This is a genomic window from Pseudonocardia sp. TMWB2A (assembly GCF_017312135.1).
Genome location: NZ_QKQY01000002.1, coordinates 6,405,845 through 6,427,101, shown reverse-complemented (window position 1 = coordinate 6,427,101; position 21,257 = coordinate 6,405,845). Strand labels below are relative to the sequence as shown.

Below are 21,257 nucleotides of genomic sequence, written 5' to 3'. Positions count from 1 at the left end.
GGTGCACGTACGGAACCCGCAGCGTTGCACCGCGTCTAGGGTGTCGCCGTGATCGAGCGCCTGTTCCGCGTGTCCGAGCGCGGCTCCACCGTCTCCCGCGAGCTGCGCGGGGGTCTCGTCACGTTCATGGCGATGGCCTACATCATCGTCCTGAACCCGTTGATCCTCGGCAGCGTCACTCCGGGCGACCCGTCGGCCAAGGCCGACGCGCTGGGCGGGATCCTCCCGGTCGCGCAGGTCGCCGCGGTGACCGCCCTGGTCGCGGGCGTGATGACCATCATCTTCGGCGTCGTCGCGAACTACCCGTTCGCGATCGCCACCGGCCTGGGGATCAACACCCTGCTGGCCGTGACCATCGCGCCGCTGATGACCTGGCCCGAGGCGATGGGCCTGGTGGTCATCAACGGCGTCATCATCGTGATCCTCGCCCTGACCGGCTTCCGGACGGCGGTGTTCAACGCCGTACCCACCGAGCTCAAGACGGCGATCGCGGTCGGCATCGGCGCGTTCATCGCGCTGATCGGCCTGGTCGACTCCGGCTTCGTGCGCCGGCTGCCCGACGCCGCCAACACCACGGTCCCGGTCGGGCTGGGCACCGGCGGCTCCATCGCCTCGTGGCCGACGTTCGTCTTCGTCGTCGGGCTGATCATCGTCGGCGTCCTCGTCGCCCGCGGTGTCCGTGCGGGCATCCTCATCGGCGTCGTGGTGAACACGATCATCGCGATCGTCGTCGAGGCGATCGTCCGGGTCGGCCCGGGCGGCCCGACCAACCCCGGCGGCTGGTCGCTGGCCGTGCCCGCCATCCCGGACCGGATCGTCGGGCTGCCGGACCTGTCGCTGGTCGGGCAGGTCTCGCTCGGGGCGTTCACCCGGCTCGACATCATCACCGTCGTCCTGCTCGTCTTCACCCTCGTGCTGGCGAACTTCTTCGACGCCATGGGCACGCTCACCGGCCTCGGCCGCCAGGCGGGCCTGACCGACTCCGACGACAAGCTCCCGAACGTCGGGAAGGCGCTGGTCGTCGAGGGTGCGGGTGCGGTCGCCGGTGGTGTGGGGTCGGCGTCGTCGAACACGATCTTCGTCGAGTCCGCGGCCGGCATCGCCGAGGGCGCACGGACGGGTCTGGCGAACGTCCTGACCGGTGTCCTGTTCCTGCTGGCGATGTTCTTCACGCCGCTGTACTCGATCGTCCCGGTCGAGGCCGCGGCCCCGGCGCTGGTCGTCGTCGGCGCGCTGATGTTCCGGCAGATCACCTCGGTCTCGCTCGACGACCTGCGCACCGCGATCCCGGTGTTCCTGACGATCACCGTCATGCCGTTCACCTACTCGATCGCCAACGGCATCGGCGCCGGCTTCATCAGCTACGTCGCGCTCGCGGCGGCCACCGGCCGCGCGCGGCAGGTCCATCCGCTGATGTGGGTCGTGGCGGTGCTGTTCGTGGGGTACTTCGGCGTGGGACCGTTGCGGGAGCTGCTCGGCTGAGAACCCGCCCTTGCGCGAGCGACGAAGGTTAGGCTAACCTCAATCTCGTCGCTTCGTGGTGGGAGCGGCGCGTCAGTTCGGGACAGGAGAAGGCCCCGGACCCCACAGGGTCCGGGGCCTCCTTCTTTCCCCAGTCACACCCGACCCGCCGCCGAGCGGGTCAGGGCGCGTAGATGCGGACCCAGTCGACCTGGAAGTCCAGCGTCTCCGGCGAGGTCGCGTCCGGCGCCGGGATCCAGTCGTCGCCGTAGGGACCGATGTCCTGCTGCATCGCCAGGTGCATCGACCGCGGCGGGATCTGCTCCGGGTCGGTGGTCCGGAAGACCTCGGCGCCGTCGATGTAGAACACGACCCGGTCGGGCAGCCACTCGACGGCGTAGGTGTGCCACTGCGTGAAGTCGCCGCGGATGGTCTTGCCGACCTGGCTGTTGTCCTCGCCGTAGTGGACGATCGTGTGCGTCTCGGCGCGCTCGGGCTTCGGGATCTCCATGAAGTTGAGCTCGCCGCCCTCGGGCCAGTCCTCGGCGTCCGGCCAGAGCAGCGCGACGTCGCCGTAGCCGACGCCGGGGTTGGTCTTCGCCCGGATCTCCCAGCGGCCGTACTGCTGTCCGCCGCGCCAGGCCAGGCCCGCCGAGGTGCGCCCGCGGCTGGTGAGGACGAGCTCGCCGTCGCGGACCGAGATGTTCTCGGCCCGGTGCCGGCCGTTGCCCCCGGTGGTCTCCCCGGTGTACGGGCTCCAGCGCGTGCGGTCGAGCGCGGTGCCGTCGAACTCGTCGTGGTCGGTGAGGCGCCAGCCGTTGCGCACCGCCGCCTCGGTGTCCGAGCGCGACGCGGGGTCGAGGTCGCCGACCTCGTTCGGACGCTCCTGGTCGTGCATCCCGCCCGGCGACGGCGGCGCCGCCGGTGCCGGAGTCGGGCCGGACGAGCCGGTGAGCAGGGTCGGGTCCATCGCGACCGTGACGACCCCGGCCAGCACGGCCAGACCCGCCACGAGCCCGACGACGGCGGGCCAGCGGCGTCGCGAGGGGGCCTCGGGGTCGTGCTCGGGCTCCTGCTCCGTCTGTTCCGGCACGACCCCCTCCTTTATCGTCGACGGCGGGTCGGCGGCAGCCTAGGAGGGGACGGCTGTGGGGGAGCTGAGAGGGGCCCGGCGCCCGAAGATCGACCGTTGTGGAGGATCCGGCCCGCTGAGCGAGCGCCGCGCTCCACAACCGGTGATCATGAACCGCTCGACGCCTGACCCGACCCGGTCCCGGTGCCGGCGGCGCCCCCGTCGAGGGTGTACTGGCGGACCCAGTCGACCTGCATCTGCGTCTCCTTCCCCGACCCGCCCTTGGGGAACCAGTCGAGCTGGATGCACAGGTGCATCGGCCCCGGCGGCTGCACCTTCTGCTCGGTGGTCTCGAACCACTTCTCGCCGTCGACGTAGGCGGTGATCCGGTCCGGCGTCCACTCCAGGGCCCAGTTGTGCCACTGCGTCGCGTCGATCTCGACCGAGCCCTCGACCTGGGAGTTGTCCGCGCCGTAGTGGAAGAACGCGTTGGTCTTCTGCCGCGAGGGATCCATCATCTCCATGAAGTCGAGCTCACCGCCCTCGGGCCAGTTCTCCGCGGTGGGCCAGAGCAGCAGCAGCGCGTTGTACGACGGGTCCCCGACCGGCGCGCGCACCCGGCCCTCCCAGCGGCCGTACTGCTGGGAGCCCTCCTTCCACGCCATGCCCGCGGTGTTGCCCTGGCTGTCGCCGGTGATCGTCAGGACGCCGTCCGCCACCGCGGCCGCGTCCGGGGTGCGACGGCCGTTGCCCGCGTGCCCGGCGCCGTCGTAGATGCTCCAGCCGTCGGTGCCGTTGTCGAACTCGTCGGTGCGGACCGGCTGTCCCCAGCCCAGCTTCGCCGCCGCGGTGGTGCCCTCGGCCGCCGCCGCGCCGCCCGCCTCCGGGGCGCTCTCGGTGGCGGGCGCGGGATCGGCCGCGCCGCCCGAGCCGGTGGGGCAGGGGGCGGGGGTGGTCCGGCCGCCGGTGCCGGTGCCGCCGGTGAGGAGGCCCGCGGCGGCGTCGTCGCTGGTGCCGTAGGCGGTGGCACCGGACTCGTCGGGGGCGCCGGAGGCGGTGCCGCTGCCGCCCGAGCCGCTTCCCGCGTCGCTGTCGCCGGGGCTGCTGTCGTCCGAACCGGAGCCCCCGCTGTCGCCGGACCCGGTGCCCTGTGAACCGCTCTTCCCGGAGCTGTCGCCCCCGGAGCCGCTGTCGTCCGAACCGCTGTTGCTCCCGGAGTCGCCCGACCCGCTGGATCGGCGCCGGTCGTCGGAGTCGCCCGACCCGTCGGAGCTGTCGGAGCCGCCGGCCCCGCCGTCGCGACCGTCCTCCGACCCGCCGGACGAGTCGTCGCCGGCCCCGGCGGACCCGGACCCGGCGGAGGACCCGTCGGACCCGGACCCGTCGCGGCCGTCCCCGCCGCCCGAGCTGTCGGAGCCCGACCCGGAACCCGACCCGGAACCGCCGGAGCCCGCCCCGGACCCGCCGGAGCCCGACCCGGAACCGGCCCCGGAGGACCCGCCCGACCCGACGCACACCTCGCCGTCGGCCCCCAGCTCCAGGTCCGGACGCGGCGCACCGGCGGCGTCCTGCCCGGAGCTCACCGACGGCGTCGCGGACCCCCCGGGTTCCACCCCCACCAGCTCCCCGGCAGGGCCCAGCGCCAGCAGGACGACCGTGACCCCCTTGGCCAGCAGGGACTTGAGCAGCTGCTCGAGCTCGTCGGCGGTCATCGCCCACTCCAAGGTTCGGTCACGTCAGTCGTCCACGTCGGGGGTGTCGGTGGTGATGGGGGTGTCGGCGGTGACCAGCCAGTGGCCCGCCGCGTCGAGCGCCACGACCACGCGGGTGCGCCAGCGCCGGATCTCCGGGGCCGCGCCGGGCCCGGCCGTCGTCGTGCGGACGGTCGCGACGAGCGCGGTGCGCCCGCGGGCCCAGTCGGTGGCGCCCTCGTCGAGGTCCTCGACCTCGGCGGTCCGTCCCGCGCCGGGCGGCGGCGGGTCGAGGACGGGCGCTCCGGCCGCGGCCGGGCTGCCGGGCAGTGCGTACGGGGTGCCGTCGAGGGTCGTGCCCGCGGCCGTGCCGGCCCGGGTGCCGTGCGCGGCGACGAGGTAGGCGCGTGCCACCGCCCCGGGCGACGACGGCCGCGTCGCCGGCACGGGTGGCTCCGCTCCGCGGACGGGACCGGGATCGCCGAGGGCGTCCCGGTCGGCCGAGGTCAGCACGGCCTGCGACGGCGGTCCGGGCAGCAGTGCCGGCACCAGCAGGGCCAGGGGCACCGCGAGGACCGCGGCGAGCACGAGCAGCGGCAGGGAACGTCGCACGGGGGTCACTCCGCGAAGCTGATGTGGACATGGTCGTAGTGGCCGCCGGTCGCGTCGGAGGTGTCGTAGACCCCGCCGCCGGTGTAGCGACGGCCCCAGCCGGAGCCGTCGGCGCGCACCGAGGGGTCCCAGTAGCGGCCCTGCCAGATCAGGTACTTGACCTTCAGCGGGGCCGCGTTGCGTTCCAGCCAGCGCGCGATCGCCCAGCCCTCGTCGAGGTCGGCGCCCTTCGCGAACGCCCCGGCCTTGCCGGTGAACACGTCGCAGGCCCTGCCCTTCGGATGGTCCGACCGCGGGTTCTGCAGGTGCTCGTCCCAGCAGCCGACCGTCTCGATGGTCGGGCCGAAGACCGCCCGGACCGCGTCGAGACCGTGCTTCGTCGCGCCGGTCAGACAGCCGCCGGAGCGCACCGGATCGGGTTCGTGGCAACCCGTCGCGCCGCCGGTCCAGGCGGGTGCCGGTGCCGACGCGGCGTCCTTCGCCGCCGGTGCCTTCGCCGGGGCGGCCTTCTGCGGCGGTGGCGGGGACGACTCGCGGTCGTCGACGGCCGTCGTGCCGGAGTAGTCCGCGACGAAGCCGTGCACCGCGTCGAGGTAGCGCCGGATCGCCGACGCACACGCCTGCGAGCAGTCCGCCTCCCCGCCCGTCGGCACCCCCGATGCCGAGCCGGTGACCCGGCTGCAGCCCGCGATGTGGCAGACCAGCATCGCGTCGAGCACCGGCACGTCCTTCGGGGTCGTCGCCAGGTACCCGGCGGCGGCGCGCAGCGTCGAGCAGAGCCACGGCACGACGACGCGCAGGTGCCCCTCCGGCTCGGTCAGCGCCGCGTCCGGCCACGGTGCGCCCCCGGCCGCGACCCAGGTCCGTTCCGAGACCTGCAGCAGCCCGGCGGCGGTGCCGGTGCGCAGCTCCGGGTCCCAGCCCGACTCCGCCTGCACCTGGGCGACCACCCAGGCCGGCGGCAGCTCCGGGCAGCCCTGCGAGGTCAGCTCCGTGACCAGGTCGAGGTACGGCCGCGCCGCCTCCGGCACGCGTGCCGCGTCGACGCCCGAGGTGACCGGTTCCGCGGCCGGTGCGGCCAGGACCTGCCCCGCCGTCCCCAGCAGGAGTGCGACGACGACCGGCACGATCAGCAGCGCTCGCACGGCTCACCGGACCGGCCCGGTCGGGACCGCCAGCACCCCGCGCATGGGTCGCAGCCCACCGACGCCGGCCGGGGTGAGCGGCCGGTCGAGCCGGCCGGACGTCGTCAGCGCGGTGACGATCCGGCCGATCGCGTCGGCGTAGCGGCGGACCGCGGCCGAGGGCCCGGGCCGGGTGAGCACCCCGGCCGCGTCCGACCACGGGTCGGCCGAGCGGGCCCAGCCCGGCACCGCGGGCAGCGCGACGACGGCCGCCCAGCCGGGACCCGCGGCGTCGGCGTCGATGCCGTCGGGGTCGGCGGTACCGGGGTGCAGGACGAGGACCGGTGCGCCCGGCCCGGGTGCCGGGGCGACGAGGGCGGCGGCGGCCAGCCCGGCCGCGGTGTCCCGGGTGACGACGACGTCGGGCAGCAGGTCCGGCCCGCACACCCGCCCCAGGTCACGGCCGTGCAGGGCCCGGGCGACGGTCGTCGTCCCGACCCCGCCGGCCAGACCTCCGACGACCGGGAGCCGCCCGCTCACCGCACACCGCCCCGGGCGAGGTCGACCGGCGACGGCCGCCGGGCCGGCTCGGCCGCGGGCCCCGCGACGACGACGAGCCCGTCGCCGCTGAGGACCACGCCCACCTCCAGCCGGACCCACCGCGCGGCCAGCCCGCGCCAGCCGCGCGCGGCCGGGGCCGGGGCACCGGCGGGGGCCCCGATCGGGTCGTCGGGCTCGGGTTCCGGCGCGGCCGTCCCGCGGGCGTCGACGCGGCGGTAGGGCACGACCCGCACCCGGACGTCGACGACGGCGCGGTCGCCGTCGGTGCGGACGCGGCCAGGCAGCACGAGGTCGGCCCGCTGGCGTCCGGTCCCGGTCCAGCCGAGCAGCCCGTCGGCCGCGGTCGCGGGCAGGTAGGCGGCGAGGACGCGGCCGCGGCGGGCGACGTCGTCCTCGTCCCAGGACAGCAGGTCCGCGGCGAAGGCCCCGGCCAGCGCGGACGCCTCGGCGGGGTCGACGAGCGGCGACGGGGCGGCCCCGGCGGGCCGTACCTCGGGGTGATGGTGGTCCGGTCGTGGAGGGACATGCGTCGGATCGACGGGGCCGGGGGCGCTCTCGACCGGTGCTCCGGCGGAGCGGGAGGCCGGACCGTGATCGGTCACGACGGGGCCGGGCGTCCCGGCCCCCACCGTGCCCGGTGCGGCCTCCACGGCGCCGGGGCCGGACGAGCCCGGGTCGGCGGGTGCCGGACCGGACGCGGAGGCCGCGGTGTCGGGCACGGACGGCGGGACACCGGGATCCGCGCTGCCCCGCGTGCCGTCGACCCGCGTCGTCGCGGCAGGCGCCCACGCCGCCCAGGCCGCGGCCACCTCGTCGGAGACGGGAGCGGTGGCGGGGACCGGTGCGACGGCAGGGGGCGGCCCGGCCGGCGGCACCGGCGGGAAGCCGAAGGGATCGGTGACCGGCTCCGGCTCGGCGACCGGCTCCTGCGGCGGCCGCCGCGGCGTCCAGACCGCCGGTCGCGCCGCCGCGGTCGCGGGGCCCTCCGCCACCGGAGCCGCGGGCGTCCCGCCGGTCGACGGAGCCGGGGCGGCCTCCCGGGCCCGGGGTGCGGCGGGCCGCGGAGCCGGGGCGGGGGCCGGGTCGTCGAGCCAGGGATCGGGGCCGTCGTCGAGGGGGTGCTCGTCGCGGGCGGTGCGGCCGAACAGCCGGAACGGGGACATCGTCGTCGCCCGGGTCATCGACGCCGGTCGGGGTGGTGCTGGATGGACATGTCCCTCCGTCCCGTACGCGCACCCGGGGCGGGTGTGCGGAGGGGGACGGTAGGAACGTGAGGGCGGTGAGCGGGCCCGGTCGCGGAGAATGCTTCGCAATGGCGAAGCCGATCAGCCGGGGATCTCCCAGGTGTGGACGGGCTGGTTGGCGGTCGAGTGCGCCAGGTAGCGCTCGAGCATGCCGCGCAGCGCGCTCATCCGGTCCGCGCCCCGCGCCTCCAGCGCGGCGACGGTGTCGATCTGCCACGACGACCCGGTCTGACGCGTGACGCAGCGCCGCTCCAGCACCGTCAGGTACCGGTCGCAGACCGCGCCGGAGACGCCCCAGCGGGCGAGACCCTCGTGGGCCAGGGGGAGCAGCTTGCGCAGGGCGAGCTCGTCGGGGAGCACCCAGCCGGTGCCGGGCCAGTACAGGGGAGCGTGCATGCCGTGCTTGGCCGCCGTCTGGAAGTTCTCCCGCGCCGCCTCGAACGACACAGACCGCCACAGCTGCTGGTCGGCCTCGACCAGGGTGCGCAGCAGGCCGTAGAAGAACAGCGCGTTGGCGACCATGTCGACGGTCGTCGGCCCCGCGGGGAGCACCCGGTTCTCGAGCCGGACGTGCGGGGTGTCGCCCGTACTGTCGTAGATCGGCCGGTTCCAGCGCCAGATCGTGCCGTTGTGCAGGGTCAGCTCGGGCAGGTCCGGGAAGCCCTTGTCGCGCATCTGCGTCGCCGGGTCCACATCGGACGTCAGCGGCATCAGCGCCGGGAAGTAGCGGGCGTTCTCGGAGAACAGGTCCAGCACCGAGTCGATCCAGCGCTCGCCGAACCAGACCCGCGGCCGTACCCCCTGGTTGTGGAACTCGGGGGTCCGGACGTCGCAGGACTGCTCGAACAGCGGGATCCGGGTCTCCGACCACAGCTGCGACCCGAGCAGGAACGGCGAGTTCGAACCGAGCCCCAGCTGGACACCGGCCAGGCACTGCGCGGCGTTCCAGTAGCGCCCGAAGTTCGCGGGGGACACCTGCAGGTGCAGCTGCATCGACGTGCAGGCCGCTTCGGGGATGATCGTGTCGAAGTCGGCGTTGACCCGCTCCTCGGGCGAGCAGCCGGCGATGTCGATCCGGATCGGCTCGCCCCGGGCGTTGAGCATCTGGTCGTTGAGCGCCTCGTAGCGGTCCTCGGGGGAGATCGCCTCGGCGGTCATGTGTCCCGGGTCCAGCGTCGGCAGGATCCCGATCATGACGAGCTGGGTGCGCAGGTCACCGGCCTTCGCCCCGGCGCCCGCGAGCAGATCGAGCAGCTCGTGCTCCAGCTGGCGCCACTGGTCGCCGGGCAGCGGCCGGGGCGGCAGGTTCAGCTCGAGGTTCCAGCGGCCGAGCTCGGTCTGCCACTCGCCCGAGTTGATCGTGTCCAACACGTCGCTCCCGTTGAGCGACGGCGCCAGCTCCGGATCCACCAGGTTGAACTCGATCTCGACGCCGGTCATCGGCTCCGTGTCGGAGAACGGGTAGCTGCTGAGCAGGTCACCGAGAGTGTCCAGACAGCGCTGCACCTTGATCCGGTACCGCTGGCGGTCGCGCCGGCTGAACGTCGTCCGGTCGACCACCTGACCCATGCGCGAACCGACCTCCATCGAACGGGGAGCGCCTTCTCACTCACACGGCGGAGGACCGTGCCGAAGGAGGCGGCACTACACCGTGTCATATCGCCGGACCGGGCGGTACCGGCTGACCGGGCGACCAGACGCGGCGAGCGGTCAGTGACGTGGGACGATCGGGCGTCGTGGCCATACTCACCACGGTCGAGCACCCCGACGACCCCCGAATCGACGACTACCGCGACCTCACGACAGCCGATCGGCGCCCCGATCGGCCCGGTGGGCGCGGGCTGGTGATCGCGGAGGGTGTCGTCGTCGTGCGCCGGCTGCTCGACTCGCCGTATCCGGTGCGCTCCCTGCTGGGGGTCCCGCGGCGCCTCGACGAGCTCTCCGACGACCTCGCCGGCGTCGACGTGCCGGCCTACGCGACCGACGCCGACACCATGGCCCGAGCGGTCGGGTTCCACCTGAACCGGGGGGTGCTCGCCGTCGCCGACCGGGCTCCCGCGCCGTCCCTCGACGACGTCCTGGCCCGCGCCCGCACGCTGGCCGTCTGCGAGGGGGTGGGGGACCACGAGAACCTGGGGTCGTTGTTCCGCAACGCCGCCGCCCTCGGCGTCGACGCGATCCTGCTCGGCCCCGGCTGCTCGGACCCGCTGTACCGGCGCAGCGTCCGCGTCTCGATGGGGCACGTGCTGCGGGTCCCGTTCACGACCCTCGACGGCGCGTGGCCCGCCTCGCTGGACCGGCTGCGGGAGGCGGGGTTCACCGTCGCCGCACTCACCCCCTCCGCCGACGCCGAGCCCCTCGCCACGGCGGGCCTGGGCGGCCGGAAGGTCGCCCTGCTGCTGGGTGCGGAGGGTCCCGGCCTCACCGACGAGGCCCTGGCCGCCGCCGACCGCCGGGTCCGGATCCCGATGGCGAGCGGCGTGGACTCGCTCAACGTCGCGACGGCCGCCGCCGTCGCCTTCCACGCCGTCACCGGCGGGGGCTGACCGCGGGCGCGGTCCCACACCGGATCCGTGCTCCCACACGGGACCGGATCCGGTACGGGAGACCGGAACCCGTGCGGGACCGTGTCAGCGCTGGCCGCGGACGCCGAGCAGGACCTCGTCCCACGACGGCATGACCGGCTTGCCCTTCTTCGTCCGCCGTGATCCGGCGGTGGAGGGGCGGCGCGGGGCCGCGCTCTCGGTGTCCTGTGCCGGAGCGGGGTCCGTCTCCTGCTCCGAGCCGTTCGACGACGACGTGGCCGGTGCCCCGGTGGTGGTCGCGGCGGCCCCGGTGGGGGCGTCGGTCCGCTCGCCGGGGGCGTCGCCCTCCGCGGTGGGGGAGACCTCGCCGTGGTCGGCAGAGGTGCTCGTGGAGCCCGCGGCGGTGCCCGCGGCCGCCGGGGTGGACGGTGCCGGGGTGGTCGGTGCGGCGGTCGCGCTGTCCTGCGCCGGGGCCGGTGCCGCCGTGGTCGGGCCCGGGGTCGTCGGGTCCGTAGTGGTCGGTGCGGCGGCGTCCGACGCGGAGGTGGCCGTGGCCGCTTCCGACGAGGTCGTCGCCGACGATGCGGCCGGTGTCGTCGCGTCGCCCGCGAACCCGGAGTCCGTGGCGGACGTACCCGCACCGGTCGCGGTCGCGACGCCCGCGGCCGTGGCAGCCGGGGTCGGGACGGTCGAGCCTGCCGCGTCCGAGCCTGCCGCGTCCGAGCCTGCCGCGTTCGTGCCGGTCCGGTTCGGGGTGGCGGAGCCGGAGCCCGCCGACACCGGGGCCGTGTCGGCGGCGTCCGAGCCGGTCGGCTCCCGGCCGGTCGAGCCCGTGGCGGGTGCGTCCGAGCCGGTGCCGGCGGAGGCCGCGGCGGCCGGGGCCGACCCGTTCGACGAGGTGCCGTTCGAGGAGGTGCCGTTCGAGGAGGTGCCGTTCGACGAAGTGTCGGTCGAGGAGGGGCTGGTCGACGAGGTGTCGGTCGAGGCGGAGCCGCTCGGGGCTGCGCCGGTCGTGCCCGTACCCGTGCCGGCCGCCGCGGTCGTGTCGGCGCCGGGAGCATCCGCAGTGGCGGTCGAGGCAACCGTGCCGTCGGTGTCCGCGGAGTCGGCCTTCGCGGAGTCGGCCTGCGAGGTGTCGGCCGCAGCGGACGACCCGGCGTCCTCGACCTGCTCGACGCGCTGGGGCACTACGGGCGCCGCGGCGGCCGGGGCCCGGGTGTCGTCCGGGCGGGCGCCGACGGTGCGGCCGGGCGTCTCGACGCGGGTCCGGGGCGGCGGCGGGCTCGCCCGGCGCTGCTCGGGCGCGATCCCGCGCCCGGCCCAGGCCTCGGGCTGCTGCCCACCGGCGGCCGCGACGGCGCGCGCCGGAGCGGCGGTCGTCGGCGCCTGGGGGGTGTGGTCCTCGTCGCGGGCCATATCGACCACCGCGCCGAGCGGACGCAGCGGACGTGCGGGCAGACCCTCGACGAGGTCCGAGGCGTGCTCGTCCAGCGCGACGACGGTGCCGCCGTGCGCGCCGGGCTGGAACGCCCAGTGCGCGGCGTTGTCCGAGCGGCCGGTCTGCCAGGTCAGGACGACGACCCACTTGCCGTCCTCGCCCTTCCAGGAGTCCCAGCCCGCCCCGCCGTAGTCCTGTCCGCGCAGGCCGAAGGTGTGCGCGACGGTCTCACCGAGCGTGCGCGAGTCGGGCCCGTCGGCGCGCTGCGGGTGGGCACCCTGGGCCAGCTCGGCGGTCCGCGACCGTTCGAGCAGGACGGGATAGGCGAAGCGTTCGATCTTCTGGGTCGGGACGCCGGCCGCGGCTGCGACCTCGTCGACCGACGCGCCACCCCGGATTCGGGCCTGGATCTCCCGTGGGCGCAACTGGCTCTCCAACTCGATCGCGATCTGGCCGAGCCGGGTCACGTCACCCCGTGCCGCGGCCCGCAGCTGCTCGTCGGCCGGCACCGTGTAGCGCTCGCGACGCCCCGGGTCCTCGAGGACGACCGAGCCGTCCCCGGTCACCCCCACGACCCGCAACGCGCGCATCGACCTGACCTCCTGCTGTCGTCCCCGTCCGGGTGACGGTAGATGGCGAGGGGTCCGTGCCGGGTGAGGCGCGCCGGGCGAGTTCTGCCTGGTCGACAACACCTACTCGCCCGGGGGACCGCCGAGCCGTTCTCACTCACCGTGCGCAGCGTCGCACAATGTGTGACTCGCGAGGAAATTGGGGCGAGTGATACGTGTGTGACTACAACGAGTTGCTATCGATCACGCAACGACGCCGCGCGGCGACGCAACCCGGTGTGCCCGGTGTCGTGGCCACCCCGACGCGGAACAGGACGTCCGGGACGTATCGCCCGCCCGGTGATCCGCAGTCCGCGCGGTGATCCGCGGCCCGCGCGCGTCCGGACGCGCGCGAACGACGGAACTGCGCGCGCCATGTGGATCACCGGCCGATGCGCCCATCGGCGCCCGCTGCCCGTTGCCCCTGCCGGCGCGGTCGTTCCTCATCGGCGCGGGTGATCCCCGCCCGCTCGGACCGCGGCCGGCTCGGACACCGGCCCGACGGCGGCGCCGAGCCGGATCCTCCGGGTGGCGACGGCGGCCGGTCCGACCGCGAACGCCGGGAGCGCCGGCACGTCGAGAAGACCCTCGGACGCCACGAACGACGCGTCGGCCCGGGTCGAGCAGGCGAGAACGATGCCGCCGACCACGGCGAGGAGGAAGGTGATCCGCTCGAGGCCGGGTCCGCGTCACCGGGCGCGACGGCGAGGAGCAGGAGAGCGGCCGGGGCGTGTCCGGGAGCGGCACCCCGGCGACGACGATCAGGACGGTCGGGGTGCCGACGAACACGACCGCCACGGCGAGGACCCCGCCGGGTGGGCCGACCGCAGCCGGTCGACCCACCTCGGCGGACGGTCGTCGTCCACCCGGGAAGAGGTGGGGTCAGGAACCCAGCCGCTCCACGACCCAGTCGACGCACGCGGTCAGCGCCGAGACGTCCGACGGCTCCACGGCCGGGAACATCCCGATCCGCAGCTGGTTGCGGCCCAGCTTCCGGTACGGCTCGGTGTCCACGATCCCGTTCGCGCGCAGCGCCTTCGCCACCGCGGCGGCGTCGACGGCGTCGTCGAAGTCGATCGTGCCGACCACCAGGCTGCGGTGCGCCGGGTCGGTGACGAACGGCGTCGCGAAGCTGCTCTTGTCGGCCCAGGTGTAGAGCCGGTCGGAGGAGTCGCGGGTGCGCGCGACGCAGCCGTCGAGCCCGCCCAGCGCGTTCATCCAGCGGACCTGGTCCTCGAGCAGGAACAGCGTCGCCAGCGACGGCGTGTTGTAGGTCTGGTCCTTGCCGGAGTTGTCGACGGCGGTGGCCAGCGACAGGAACGGCGGGATCCAGCGGTCCGACGCGGCCAGCTCGGCGACCCGCTCCAGGGCCTTCGGGCTCATGATCGCGAGGAAGAGGCCGCCGTCGGAGGCGAAGCCCTTCTGCGGGGCGAAGTAGTAGACGTCGGACTGGGTGATGTCGACCGGCAGCCCGCCGGCGCCGGAGGTGGCGTCGATCAGCACGAGCTGGTCGTCGGTGGTGCCCGCGGGCCGGTTGACGGGCACCGCGACGCCGGTCGAGGTCTCGTTGTGCGCCCACGCGATGACGTCGACCGACGGGTCGCTCACCGGCTCCGGCGCGCTGCCCGGGTCGGCCTTGACGATCACCGGGTCGGCCAGGAACGGGGCGCCGGTGGTGGTGTCGGCGAACTTCTGGGAGAACTCGCCGTAGGTCAGGTGCAGCGAGCGCTCACGGACCAGGCCGAACGCGGCCGCGTCCCAGAACGCGGTGGAGCCGCCGTTGCCGAGGACGACCTCGTAGCCGTCGGGCAGGGAGAACAGCTCGGCCAGTCCGGACCGCACCCGTCCGACGAGCTCCTTCACCGGCTTCTGCCGGTGCGAGGTGCCCATCAGGGAGTCGCCGGTCGCGGCGAGGGCGGACAGCTGCTCGGGGCGCACCTTGGACGGGCCGCATCCGAAGCGGCCGTCCTGCGGAAGGAGATCGCCGGGGATCTTCAGATCGGCAGGGGAGGTCACCCCACCAGTGTCGCAGCCGGACCGGCGTGACGTGCGACGAGTGCTGCGCGCCACCCGCCGGCGTCACCGGGTGACGGCGGGGGCGCGATGCGAGCGCCGGTAGGCGAGCGGGGCCATCCCGATGTCGGCGTGCAGTCGCTGACGCAGCGCGGCGGTGGTGCCGAAGCCGGAGCGGGCCGCGACCTGCTCGACGGGGAGGTCGGTGGTCTCCAGCAGGCGTCGCACGAGGTCGAGGCGACGCGCGGACAGCCAGCGCCCCGGGCTGGTGCCGGTCTCGGCGCGGAAGCGGCGGGTGAAGGTCCGCACGCTCATCGACGCCCGTTCCGCCAGCTCCTCGACGGCGAGCGGCCGGTCGAGGTGCTGCAACGCCCACTCGCGCACGGCGCGGGTGTCGGGGCCGCCGCCGGGGTCGGGGACGTGGGACTCCACGAACTGCGCCTGCCCGCCCTCCCGCCACGGCGCGACGACGTTGCGACGGGCCGTCGCCGCGGCGATCCCGGCGCCGTGGTCGCGGCGCACCAGGTGCAGGCAGAGGTCGATGCCCGCGGCGACGCCCGCCGAGGTGAGGATGTCGCCGTCGTCGACGAACAGCACGTCCGGATCCACCTCGACCTGCGGGAACATCCGTCGCATGCGCCCGGCGTGGGCCCAGTGCGTGGTGGCGCGACGGCCGTCGAGCACCCCGGCGGCGGCGAGGGTGAAGGCGCCGGTGCAGATCCCGACGACGCGCGCCCCGCGCGCCACGGCCCGGCGCACCACCGCGAGCGCCGCCTCGTCGCCGACGCCGGAGCCCCGGATCGCCGGGACGACCAGCGTCCCGGCGCGCTCCAGGGCGTCGAGCCCGTGCTCGGGCAGCACCCGGTAGCCGGCGCTCGTGCGGACCGGGCCGCCGTCGACCGAGGCGACCCGCACGTCGTAGAGGGGGGTGCCGTCGGGGGTAGTCGTGGTGCCCAGGATCCGCTCGGGGATCGCCAGCTCGAACGCGATCACCCCGTCGACGGCGAGGACCCCCACCCGGTGCATGGCCGAATTCTTGCACATGTCGTCTCGACGGCCACTGTTGCGCGACGCAGGGACCCCGCACCATGAGCCCATGACGACGGCGCCGACGACATCGGCCACGCAACGACGCCGGGTGCACCCGGCCTGGTGGGCCGCGGCCGCGACGTTCCTCGCGCTGCTCGGCGCGGCCGGGTTCCGGTCCACACCCGGGGTGCTGGTCGAGCCCCTGCACGCCGAGTTCGGCTGGGGCATCGGGTCCATCTCCTTCGCGCTGGCTGTGAACCTCGCCCTGTTCGGGGTGACCGCGCCGTTCGCGGCGGCGCTGATGGAGCGCTTCGGCGTGCGCCGCGTGGTCGCGACCGCACTGGTCATGGTGGCGGTCGGCGCGGGCACGACCGTGTTCATGACGGCGGTCTGGCAGCTGGTGCTGCTGTGGGGCGTCGTCGTCGGGCTGGGCACCGGGTCGATGGCGATGGCGCTGGTCGCGACCGTGGTGAACCGCTGGTTCGTCGCCCGCCGCGGCCTGGTCTCCGGCATCCTCACCGCCGCCACCGCCACCGGGCAGCTGGTGTTCCTGCCCCTGGTCGCGGCCGTCGTCGAGTCGGGCGGGTGGCGGCCCGCGGCGCTGATCACCGCGGGCGCGGCGCTGGCCGTGGTGCCGGTCGTGCTGCTGTTCCTGAAGGACCGCCCCGCCGACGCCGGGTTCCTTCCCTACGGCGGCACCGAGGCCGACGTCGTCCCGCCGCAGCGCACGGGTGCCGCGCGGCTGGCGCTGCGGGCCCTGGCCGACGCCTCGCGCACCGGCACGTTCTGGCTGCTCGTCGGCGGGTTCTTCATCTGCGGCGCGACGACGGCCGGGCTGGTCCAGTCCCACTTCGTCCCGGCCGCGCACGACCACGGCATGCCCGCGACGACGGCGGCCTCCCTGCTCGCCCTGGTCGGCATCTTCGACCTGCTCGGGACGATCTTCTCCGGCTGGCTGACCGACCGTGTCGACCCGCGGCTCCTGCTGGGCGCCTACTACGCGCTGCGCGGGCTGTCGCTGTTCCTGCTCCCGCCACTGTTCGGGACCGACCTCAACGCCAGCATGCTCGCGTTCGTCGTGTTCTACGGCCTGGACTGGGTCGCGACCGTCCCGCCGACTATGGCGCTGGCCCGCGAGGCGTTCGGCGCCCGCTCGGCGGTGGTGTTCGGCTGGATCTTCGCCTCGCACCAGATCGGGGCGGCGTTCGCCGCACTCGTCGCGGGGCTGGTCCGCGACGCGCTGGGCAGCTACGACGCGGCCTGGTACGGCGGCGCCGTCCTCTGCGTCGTCGCGGCCGGGCTGTCGCTGGCGATCCGGCGCCGGCGGGTCCCCGCGCCGCTGCCCGCCGGCTGATCACCATCGGCTCACGATCGTCCCGATCCCGCCCGGGGGTCCCCGATGTCCGGTAGGACACGAACCGGGCGAACAGAGGGGACGACCGTGACCGAGAACCATCCCGGCCCGGGGGAGCCCGGGCCGCCGCAGCCCGGCATCGTGCCGCTGAGACCGCTCGACGCCGGCGAGATCCTCGGCGGGGCCTGGCGCTACGTGCGCCGCCGCCCCGTCCTCACGCTGGTGCCGGCCCTCGTGCTGATGGTGGTCGTGCTCGGGGTCCAGGGCCTGCTGATGCTCGTCGAGCCCGCGCCGCCCCCGACCCTCGACCTGGTGGAGGCGTTCGCGGGGTCCATGGGCAGCGCCCTGCTGGTCGCACTGCTGGGGGCCCTGGTGACTCCGCCGTTCGCGGTGCTGCTGCTGGCGGGCCTGCACCTGTCGGTGATCGGACAGCGGCCCACGCTGCGTTCGGCGTGGGCGGCCGGTCGCGACCGGCTCGGCGCCGCGTACGGGGCGCAGCTGATCCTCACGGCGATCGGTCTCGTGCCGACGGCGCTGGTGTGGGCCGTGTCGTTGCCGCTGTGGCGGGCGGGCGGCGTGGCTGCCGCGGTGGGGGCGCTGATCGCGATCGCCGCCTACCTCGCCGTGCTCTGGGTGACCGTGCTGCTGGCACTGACCCTCCCGGCCGTCGTCCGGGAGCGGTGCGCCGCCGTCGACGCGCTGTGGCGGTCGGTCGAGCTGGTCCGAGGCGCCTGGTGGCGCTGTTTCGGCGTCCTGCTGCTGCTGGTCCTGGTGATGCTCCTGGTCGGGATCGTGGCCGGCGCCGTCGCGGGGCTGGGCGCCGTCGGACTCGTGGTGGCCGGCTTCGAGACCGCCGCCATCGCGGTGTTCGTCGGGGCGATCCTGGTGGTCGCCGTCCCCGGCACGGCCCTGGGCCAGGGCGTCTACGGCCTGCTCCACCAGGACCGGTGGCTCCGCCGCGACGGCGGGGACGCCGTCGCGCGGGTCACCGGCCCCCTCTCCTGAGCGGGCCCCGGTAGGACGGACGGGCGCGGGGCCCGGTCAGCGGGCGACGACCGAGTCCCAGCCCTCGACCTCCTGCGGACGGCGCGGGCCCGGGCCGATGTACTGCGCGCTCGGACGCACGAGCTTGCCCTCGCGCTTCTGCTCCATCACGTGCGCCGACCAGCCCGCGGTCCGGGCCGAGGTGAACATCGCGGGCATCATGTGCGGCGGGACCTCGGCGAAGTCGAGGATCACCGCCGCCCAGAACTCGACGTTGGTCTCGATCGGCCGGTCCGGGCGCCGCTCGCGCAGCACGGCGAGCGCGGTCCGCTCCAGCTCGGCGGCCACCTCGTAGCGCGGGGCGTTGAGCTCCTGGCAGGTGCGGCGCAGCACGCGGGCCCGCGGGTCCTCGGCCCGGTAGACCCTGTGCCCGAAGCCCATGAGCTTCTCCTTGCGGTCCAGCAGGCCCTTGACCAGCGCCTCGGCGTCGCCGGTGCGCTCGACCTCGTCGATCATCGGGAGCACCCGGGCGGGGGCGCCGCCGTGCAGCGGGCCGGACATGGCGCCGATCGCGCCGGACAGCGACGCGGCGGCGTCGGCGCCGGTGGAGGCGATCACCCGGGCGGTGAAGGTGGAGGCGTTCATGCCGTGCTCGGCGGCGGACACCCAGTAGGCGTCGACGGCGGCGACGTGGCGCGGGTCGGGCTCGCCGCGCCAGCGGGTCATGAAGCGCTCGGTGATCGTCGAGCACTCGTCGATGCGCGACTGCGGCACCGCGGCGACGCCGATCCCGCGCGCGGACTGCGCGACGTAGGACAGCGCCATCACCGAGGCGCGGGCCAGGTTGTCGCGGGCCTCGGTGTCGTCGATGTCGAGCAGCGGGCGGTAGCCCCAGTACGGGGCGAGCATGGCCAGCGCCGCCTGCACGTCGACCCGGACGTCACCGGTGTGCACCGGGATCGGGAACGGCTCCGCCGGCGGCAGGCTCTGCCCGAACCGGCCGTCGACCAGCAGCGCCCAGACGTCGCCGAAGGTCACGGTGCCGGCGAGGTCCTCCAGGTCGACGCCGCGGTAGCGCAGCGACCCGCCGTCCTTGTCGGGCTCGGCGATCTCGGTGCGGAACGCGACGTGGCCCTCCAGACCGGACTTGAAGCCGGGCGGGGGCGGGGGCACCTCGTGCGCGAGCGTCTCGGTCACCGGGTCTCCTTCGGCTCTGGTGGACGCCGTCACCCTGCTCCGAACGGGTTGCCGGGGCAACGTGACCGGCCGGTGTCGTCGATCACGAACCGGACACCCGTGCGTGAACGACCGGGTCGACCGCACCGAACGGCGGGTGCACACGCGGGGCCGTCCCCCTTACGGTCGGGGTCGCTGCACCTGCTCGGAAGGGGAACCGATGACCGACGCGCCCGCCCTCGAGAGGATGCGGACGGACTACTCGAGCCGCCCGCTCGACGTCGACGACCTGGCTCCGACCTGGCACGAGCAGCTCACCGCGTGGCTGGAGCAGGCCCGTGAGGCCGGGCTGACCGAGCCGAACGCGATGGTGCTGGCGACGTCGGACCCGGACGGGCTGCCGTCGTCGCGCACCGTCCTGTGCAAGGGCCTCGACGCCGGCGGGATCGTCTTCTACACGAACTACACCTCGGCCAAGAGCCACGACCTGAACCGCACGCGCGTCGCCTCGGTGACCTTCCCCTGGTACGACCTCCAGCGGCAGGTGCAGCTCTCCGGCCGGGTGGAGCGCTGCTCCGACGCCCAGTCCGACGCCTACTGGGCGCTGCGCCCGCGCGGGTCGCAGCTGGGGGCGTGGGCGTCGGCGCAGTCGACGATCGTCGCCGGGCGCACCGTCCTCGACCAGGCGCTGGCCGGGGTGACCCGCCGGTTCGACGGCGTCACCGACATCCCGCGGCCGCCGCACTGGGGCGGCTGGCGGATCGTGCCGTGGCAGGTCGAGTTCTGGCAGGGCCGCGCCGACCGCATGCACGACCGGCTGCGTTTCGAGGTCGGCCGCGACGACGCCTGGTCGGTCCGCAGGCTCGCCCCCTAGGAGGGAACCCGGAGGCGCACCGTCGGGGGTCCCGTGTACACCTTGACGTCGTGAGCAGTCGCAACGATCCGGGGGACGGGCCGACCGAACCCGTGCCCGGCGCGGAACGGGACTCCCCGACCCGGCCGGTCCCGTCCGCGGCGGGCGACGGCCCGACCACCCGGACCCGCGCCGGTCGGGTCACCGGCCTGCTGCGGTCGACCTTCGCCGACACCACCCCGCTGCGCACGCCCGCCTACCGGCGGCTGTGGGTGGCCGGGATCGTGACGGTGATCGGCGCGCAGCTGTCGGTCGTCGCCGTGCCGATCCAGATCTTCCAGCTGACCGGCTCCTCGGCCTACGTCGGCCTCACCGGGCTGTTCGGCCTGGTCCCGCTGGTGGTGTTCGGGCTGTGGGGCGGCGCGGTCGCCGACGCGGTGGACCGGCGGGTGATGCTGCTGTTCACCGGGTCGGGCATCGCGCTGAGCTCGCTGGCGCTGTGGGTGGTGTCGGCCAGCGGCGCCGGCAACGTGTGGGTCGTCCTGGTGCTGTTCGCGTTCCAGTCGGCGATGCTCGCGATGAACCAGCCCACCCGCAGCGCGGTCATCCCGCGGCTGCTGCCCGCCGAGCAGCTGCCCGCGGCGAACGCGCTGAACATGACCGTCGTGCAGGTCGGCGCGGTGCTCGGGCCGCTGCTGGCCGGGGTGCTGATCCCGTTCATCGGGCTGTCGACGCTCTACCTGATCGACGCGATCTTCCTGCTGGCCACGCTGTGGGCGACCTGGCGGCTGCCCGCGCTGCCCAGCTCCGCGCAACGGGTGGACGGCGCCCGCCCCAAGGTGGGGCTGCGCTCGGTCGTCGACGGCTTCCGCTACGTCGGGACGCAGCGCATCCTGCTCGTCTCGTTCCTGGTCGACGTGATCGCGATGGGCCTGGGCATGCCCCGGGTGCTGTTCCCGCAGATGGCGGTGGACACCTTCGGCGGGTCGGCCGACGGCGGCATCCAGCAGGGCCTGCTGTTCGCCGCGATCCCGATCGGGATGGTCGCCGGCGGCGTGCTGTCGGGCTGGCTGCAGAAGGTGCAGCGCCAGGGCGTCGCGGTCGTGGTCGCGGTGTGCGTCTGGGGCGGCGGGATCCTGGTGTTCGGCCTGACCGGGTCGCTGTTCCTCGCGGTGCTCGCGCTGGCCGTCGCCGGTGCCGGTGACCTGGTCAGCTCGGTGTACCGGTCCTCGATGCTGCAGACCGTCGCCACCGACGAGATGCGCGGCCGGATGCAGGGCGTGTTCATCGTCGTCGTCGCGGGCGGGCCCCGGCTGGCCGACATGTGGCACGGCTCGGCGGCCTCGCTGATCGGGCCCGGTGTCACCGCGACGCTCGGCGGCGCCGCCGTGGTCGTCGGTGTCCTGCTGTGCGTGTGGCGGTTCCCGGAGTTCCTCCGGTATCGCGCGCCCGGTGGCGGAGCGTGAGAATCGTCGCCGCGTTCTGCGGATTCCGCCCGGCGGGCTAGCGTGT

At 74.9% G+C, this 21,257-nt stretch carries 18 protein-coding genes; 6 read left to right on the top strand and 12 right to left on the bottom strand.

Annotated features, from left to right (window positions below; all coding sequences use genetic code 11):
* Positions 1 to 48: 48 nt before the first annotated feature.
* On the top strand, positions 49 to 1,482 hold the full coding sequence (locus tag DMP17_RS44660; protein WP_226354944.1) for an NCS2 family permease: 1,434 nt from the start codon (positions 49 to 51) through the stop codon (positions 1,480 to 1,482).
* Positions 1,483 to 1,642: 160 nt separating this feature from the next.
* Here the strand turns inward: DMP17_RS44660 and DMP17_RS44655 are convergent, their stop codons facing one another.
* The 7 genes from DMP17_RS44655 to DMP17_RS44625 form a co-directional block, all read right to left on the bottom strand.
* Entirely contained in the window at positions 1,643 to 2,554 is a 912-nt protein-coding gene (locus DMP17_RS44655; protein WP_337832646.1) for a glycoside hydrolase family 16 protein, read from the bottom strand.
* A 146-nt stretch (positions 2,555 to 2,700) separates the two neighbouring features.
* Positions 2,701 to 4,245, bottom strand: coding sequence for a glycoside hydrolase family 16 protein (locus tag DMP17_RS44650; RefSeq protein ID WP_337832645.1), 1,545 nt, complete (start codon positions 4,243 to 4,245; stop codon positions 2,701 to 2,703).
* Between the two features lie 24 nt (positions 4,246 to 4,269).
* A complete protein-coding gene (locus DMP17_RS44645) occupies positions 4,270 to 4,836 on the bottom strand; it encodes a hypothetical protein (protein WP_226364624.1) in 567 nt (188 codons plus the stop codon).
* 5 nt (positions 4,837 to 4,841) lie between these two features.
* Positions 4,842 to 5,981, bottom strand: a complete 1,140-nt coding sequence (locus tag DMP17_RS44640) for a hypothetical protein (RefSeq protein ID WP_337832644.1) — start codon at positions 5,979 to 5,981, stop codon at positions 4,842 to 4,844.
* A 3-nt stretch (positions 5,982 to 5,984) separates the two neighbouring features.
* A complete protein-coding gene (locus tag DMP17_RS44635; RefSeq protein WP_337832643.1) occupies positions 5,985 to 6,500 on the bottom strand; it encodes a hypothetical protein in 516 nt (171 codons plus the stop codon).
* Positions 6,497 to 7,684, bottom strand: coding sequence for a hypothetical protein (locus tag DMP17_RS44630; protein WP_337832642.1), 1,188 nt, complete (start codon positions 7,682 to 7,684; stop codon positions 6,497 to 6,499). Before DMP17_RS44630 ends, DMP17_RS44635 begins: the two co-directional genes overlap by 4 nt.
* 162 nt (positions 7,685 to 7,846) lie before the next feature.
* Positions 7,847 to 9,334, bottom strand: coding sequence for a glutamate--cysteine ligase (locus DMP17_RS44625; protein ID WP_073577871.1), 1,488 nt, complete (start codon positions 9,332 to 9,334; stop codon positions 7,847 to 7,849).
* 167 nt (positions 9,335 to 9,501) lie between these two features.
* On the opposite strand from DMP17_RS44625, the gene DMP17_RS44620 reads away from it, so the two are divergent.
* Positions 9,502 to 10,311, top strand: coding sequence for a TrmH family RNA methyltransferase (locus tag DMP17_RS44620; protein ID WP_226354950.1), 810 nt, complete (start codon positions 9,502 to 9,504; stop codon positions 10,309 to 10,311).
* A gap of 84 nt (positions 10,312 to 10,395) precedes the next feature.
* Here the strand turns inward: DMP17_RS44620 and sepH are convergent, their stop codons facing one another.
* The 4 genes from sepH to DMP17_RS44600 all read right to left on the bottom strand — a co-directional run bounded on the left by sepH (position 10,396) and on the right by DMP17_RS44600 (position 15,375).
* Positions 10,396 to 12,318 (bottom strand): septation protein SepH, encoded by a 1,923-nt coding sequence (gene sepH / locus DMP17_RS44615; RefSeq protein ID WP_337832641.1) that lies wholly within the window; start codon positions 12,316 to 12,318, stop codon positions 10,396 to 10,398.
* Between the two features lie 461 nt (positions 12,319 to 12,779).
* The gene (locus DMP17_RS44610) at positions 12,780 to 12,986 is read right to left on the bottom strand and encodes a hypothetical protein (protein WP_226354951.1); all 207 of its coding nucleotides are present in this window, start codon (positions 12,984 to 12,986) and stop codon (positions 12,780 to 12,782) included.
* Positions 12,987 to 13,218: 232 nt separating this feature from the next.
* Entirely contained in the window at positions 13,219 to 14,352 is a 1,134-nt protein-coding gene (gene serC, locus DMP17_RS44605; protein WP_226354952.1) for a phosphoserine transaminase, read from the bottom strand.
* 63 nt (positions 14,353 to 14,415) lie between these two features.
* The gene (locus DMP17_RS44600) at positions 14,416 to 15,375 is read right to left on the bottom strand and encodes a GlxA family transcriptional regulator (protein ID WP_337832640.1); all 960 of its coding nucleotides are present in this window, start codon (positions 15,373 to 15,375) and stop codon (positions 14,416 to 14,418) included.
* Positions 15,376 to 15,445: 70 nt separating this feature from the next.
* On the opposite strand from DMP17_RS44600, the gene DMP17_RS44595 reads away from it, so the two are divergent.
* Both DMP17_RS44595 and DMP17_RS44590 read left to right on the top strand, forming a co-directional pair.
* Positions 15,446 to 16,732, top strand: coding sequence for an MFS transporter (locus DMP17_RS44595; protein ID WP_337832639.1), 1,287 nt, complete (start codon positions 15,446 to 15,448; stop codon positions 16,730 to 16,732).
* An 87-nt stretch (positions 16,733 to 16,819) separates the two neighbouring features.
* Positions 16,820 to 17,737: a hypothetical protein gene (locus tag DMP17_RS44590; protein ID WP_337832638.1), complete on the top strand. Its 918-nt coding sequence runs from the start codon at positions 16,820 to 16,822 to the stop codon at positions 17,735 to 17,737.
* A 36-nt stretch (positions 17,738 to 17,773) separates the two neighbouring features.
* On the opposite strand, the gene DMP17_RS44585 is transcribed toward DMP17_RS44590, so the two are convergent.
* Entirely contained in the window at positions 17,774 to 18,913 is a 1,140-nt protein-coding gene (locus DMP17_RS44585; RefSeq protein WP_226354956.1) for a citrate synthase 2, read from the bottom strand.
* Between the two features lie 199 nt (positions 18,914 to 19,112).
* Here DMP17_RS44585 and pdxH point away from each other — a divergent pair, with 199 nt between their 5' ends.
* Together pdxH and DMP17_RS44575 are read left to right on the top strand one after the other, a co-directional pair.
* The gene (gene pdxH, locus DMP17_RS44580; RefSeq protein ID WP_226354957.1) at positions 19,113 to 19,766 is read left to right on the top strand and encodes a pyridoxamine 5'-phosphate oxidase; all 654 of its coding nucleotides are present in this window, start codon (positions 19,113 to 19,115) and stop codon (positions 19,764 to 19,766) included.
* Positions 19,767 to 19,816: 50 nt separating this feature from the next.
* Positions 19,817 to 21,211 carry an MFS transporter gene (locus DMP17_RS44575; RefSeq protein ID WP_226354958.1) on the top strand — a complete coding sequence of 465 codons (1,395 nt, stop codon included), beginning with the start codon at positions 19,817 to 19,819 and terminating at the stop codon, positions 21,209 to 21,211.
* Positions 21,212 to 21,257 lie beyond the last annotated feature (46 nt).

Coding starts and splice junctions, on each gene's coding strand:
- DMP17_RS44650 (WP_337832645.1), bottom strand. CDS start 4,245: ATGACCGCCGACGAGCTCGAGCAGCTGCTCAAGTCCCTGCTGGCCAAG.
- DMP17_RS44630 (WP_337832642.1), bottom strand. CDS start 7,684: ATGTCCCCGTTCCGGCTGTTCGGCCGCACCGCCCGCGACGAGCACCCC.
- DMP17_RS44625 (WP_073577871.1), bottom strand. CDS start 9,334: ATGGGTCAGGTGGTCGACCGGACGACGTTCAGCCGGCGCGACCGCCAG.
- sepH (WP_337832641.1), bottom strand. CDS start 12,318: ATGCGCGCGTTGCGGGTCGTGGGGGTGACCGGGGACGGCTCGGTCGTC.
- DMP17_RS44600 (WP_337832640.1), bottom strand. CDS start 15,375: ATGCACCGGGTGGGGGTCCTCGCCGTCGACGGGGTGATCGCGTTCGAG.
- DMP17_RS44595 (WP_337832639.1), top strand. CDS start 15,446: ATGACGACGGCGCCGACGACATCGGCCACGCAACGACGCCGGGTGCAC.
- pdxH (WP_226354957.1), top strand. CDS start 19,113: ATGACCGACGCGCCCGCCCTCGAGAGGATGCGGACGGACTACTCGAGC.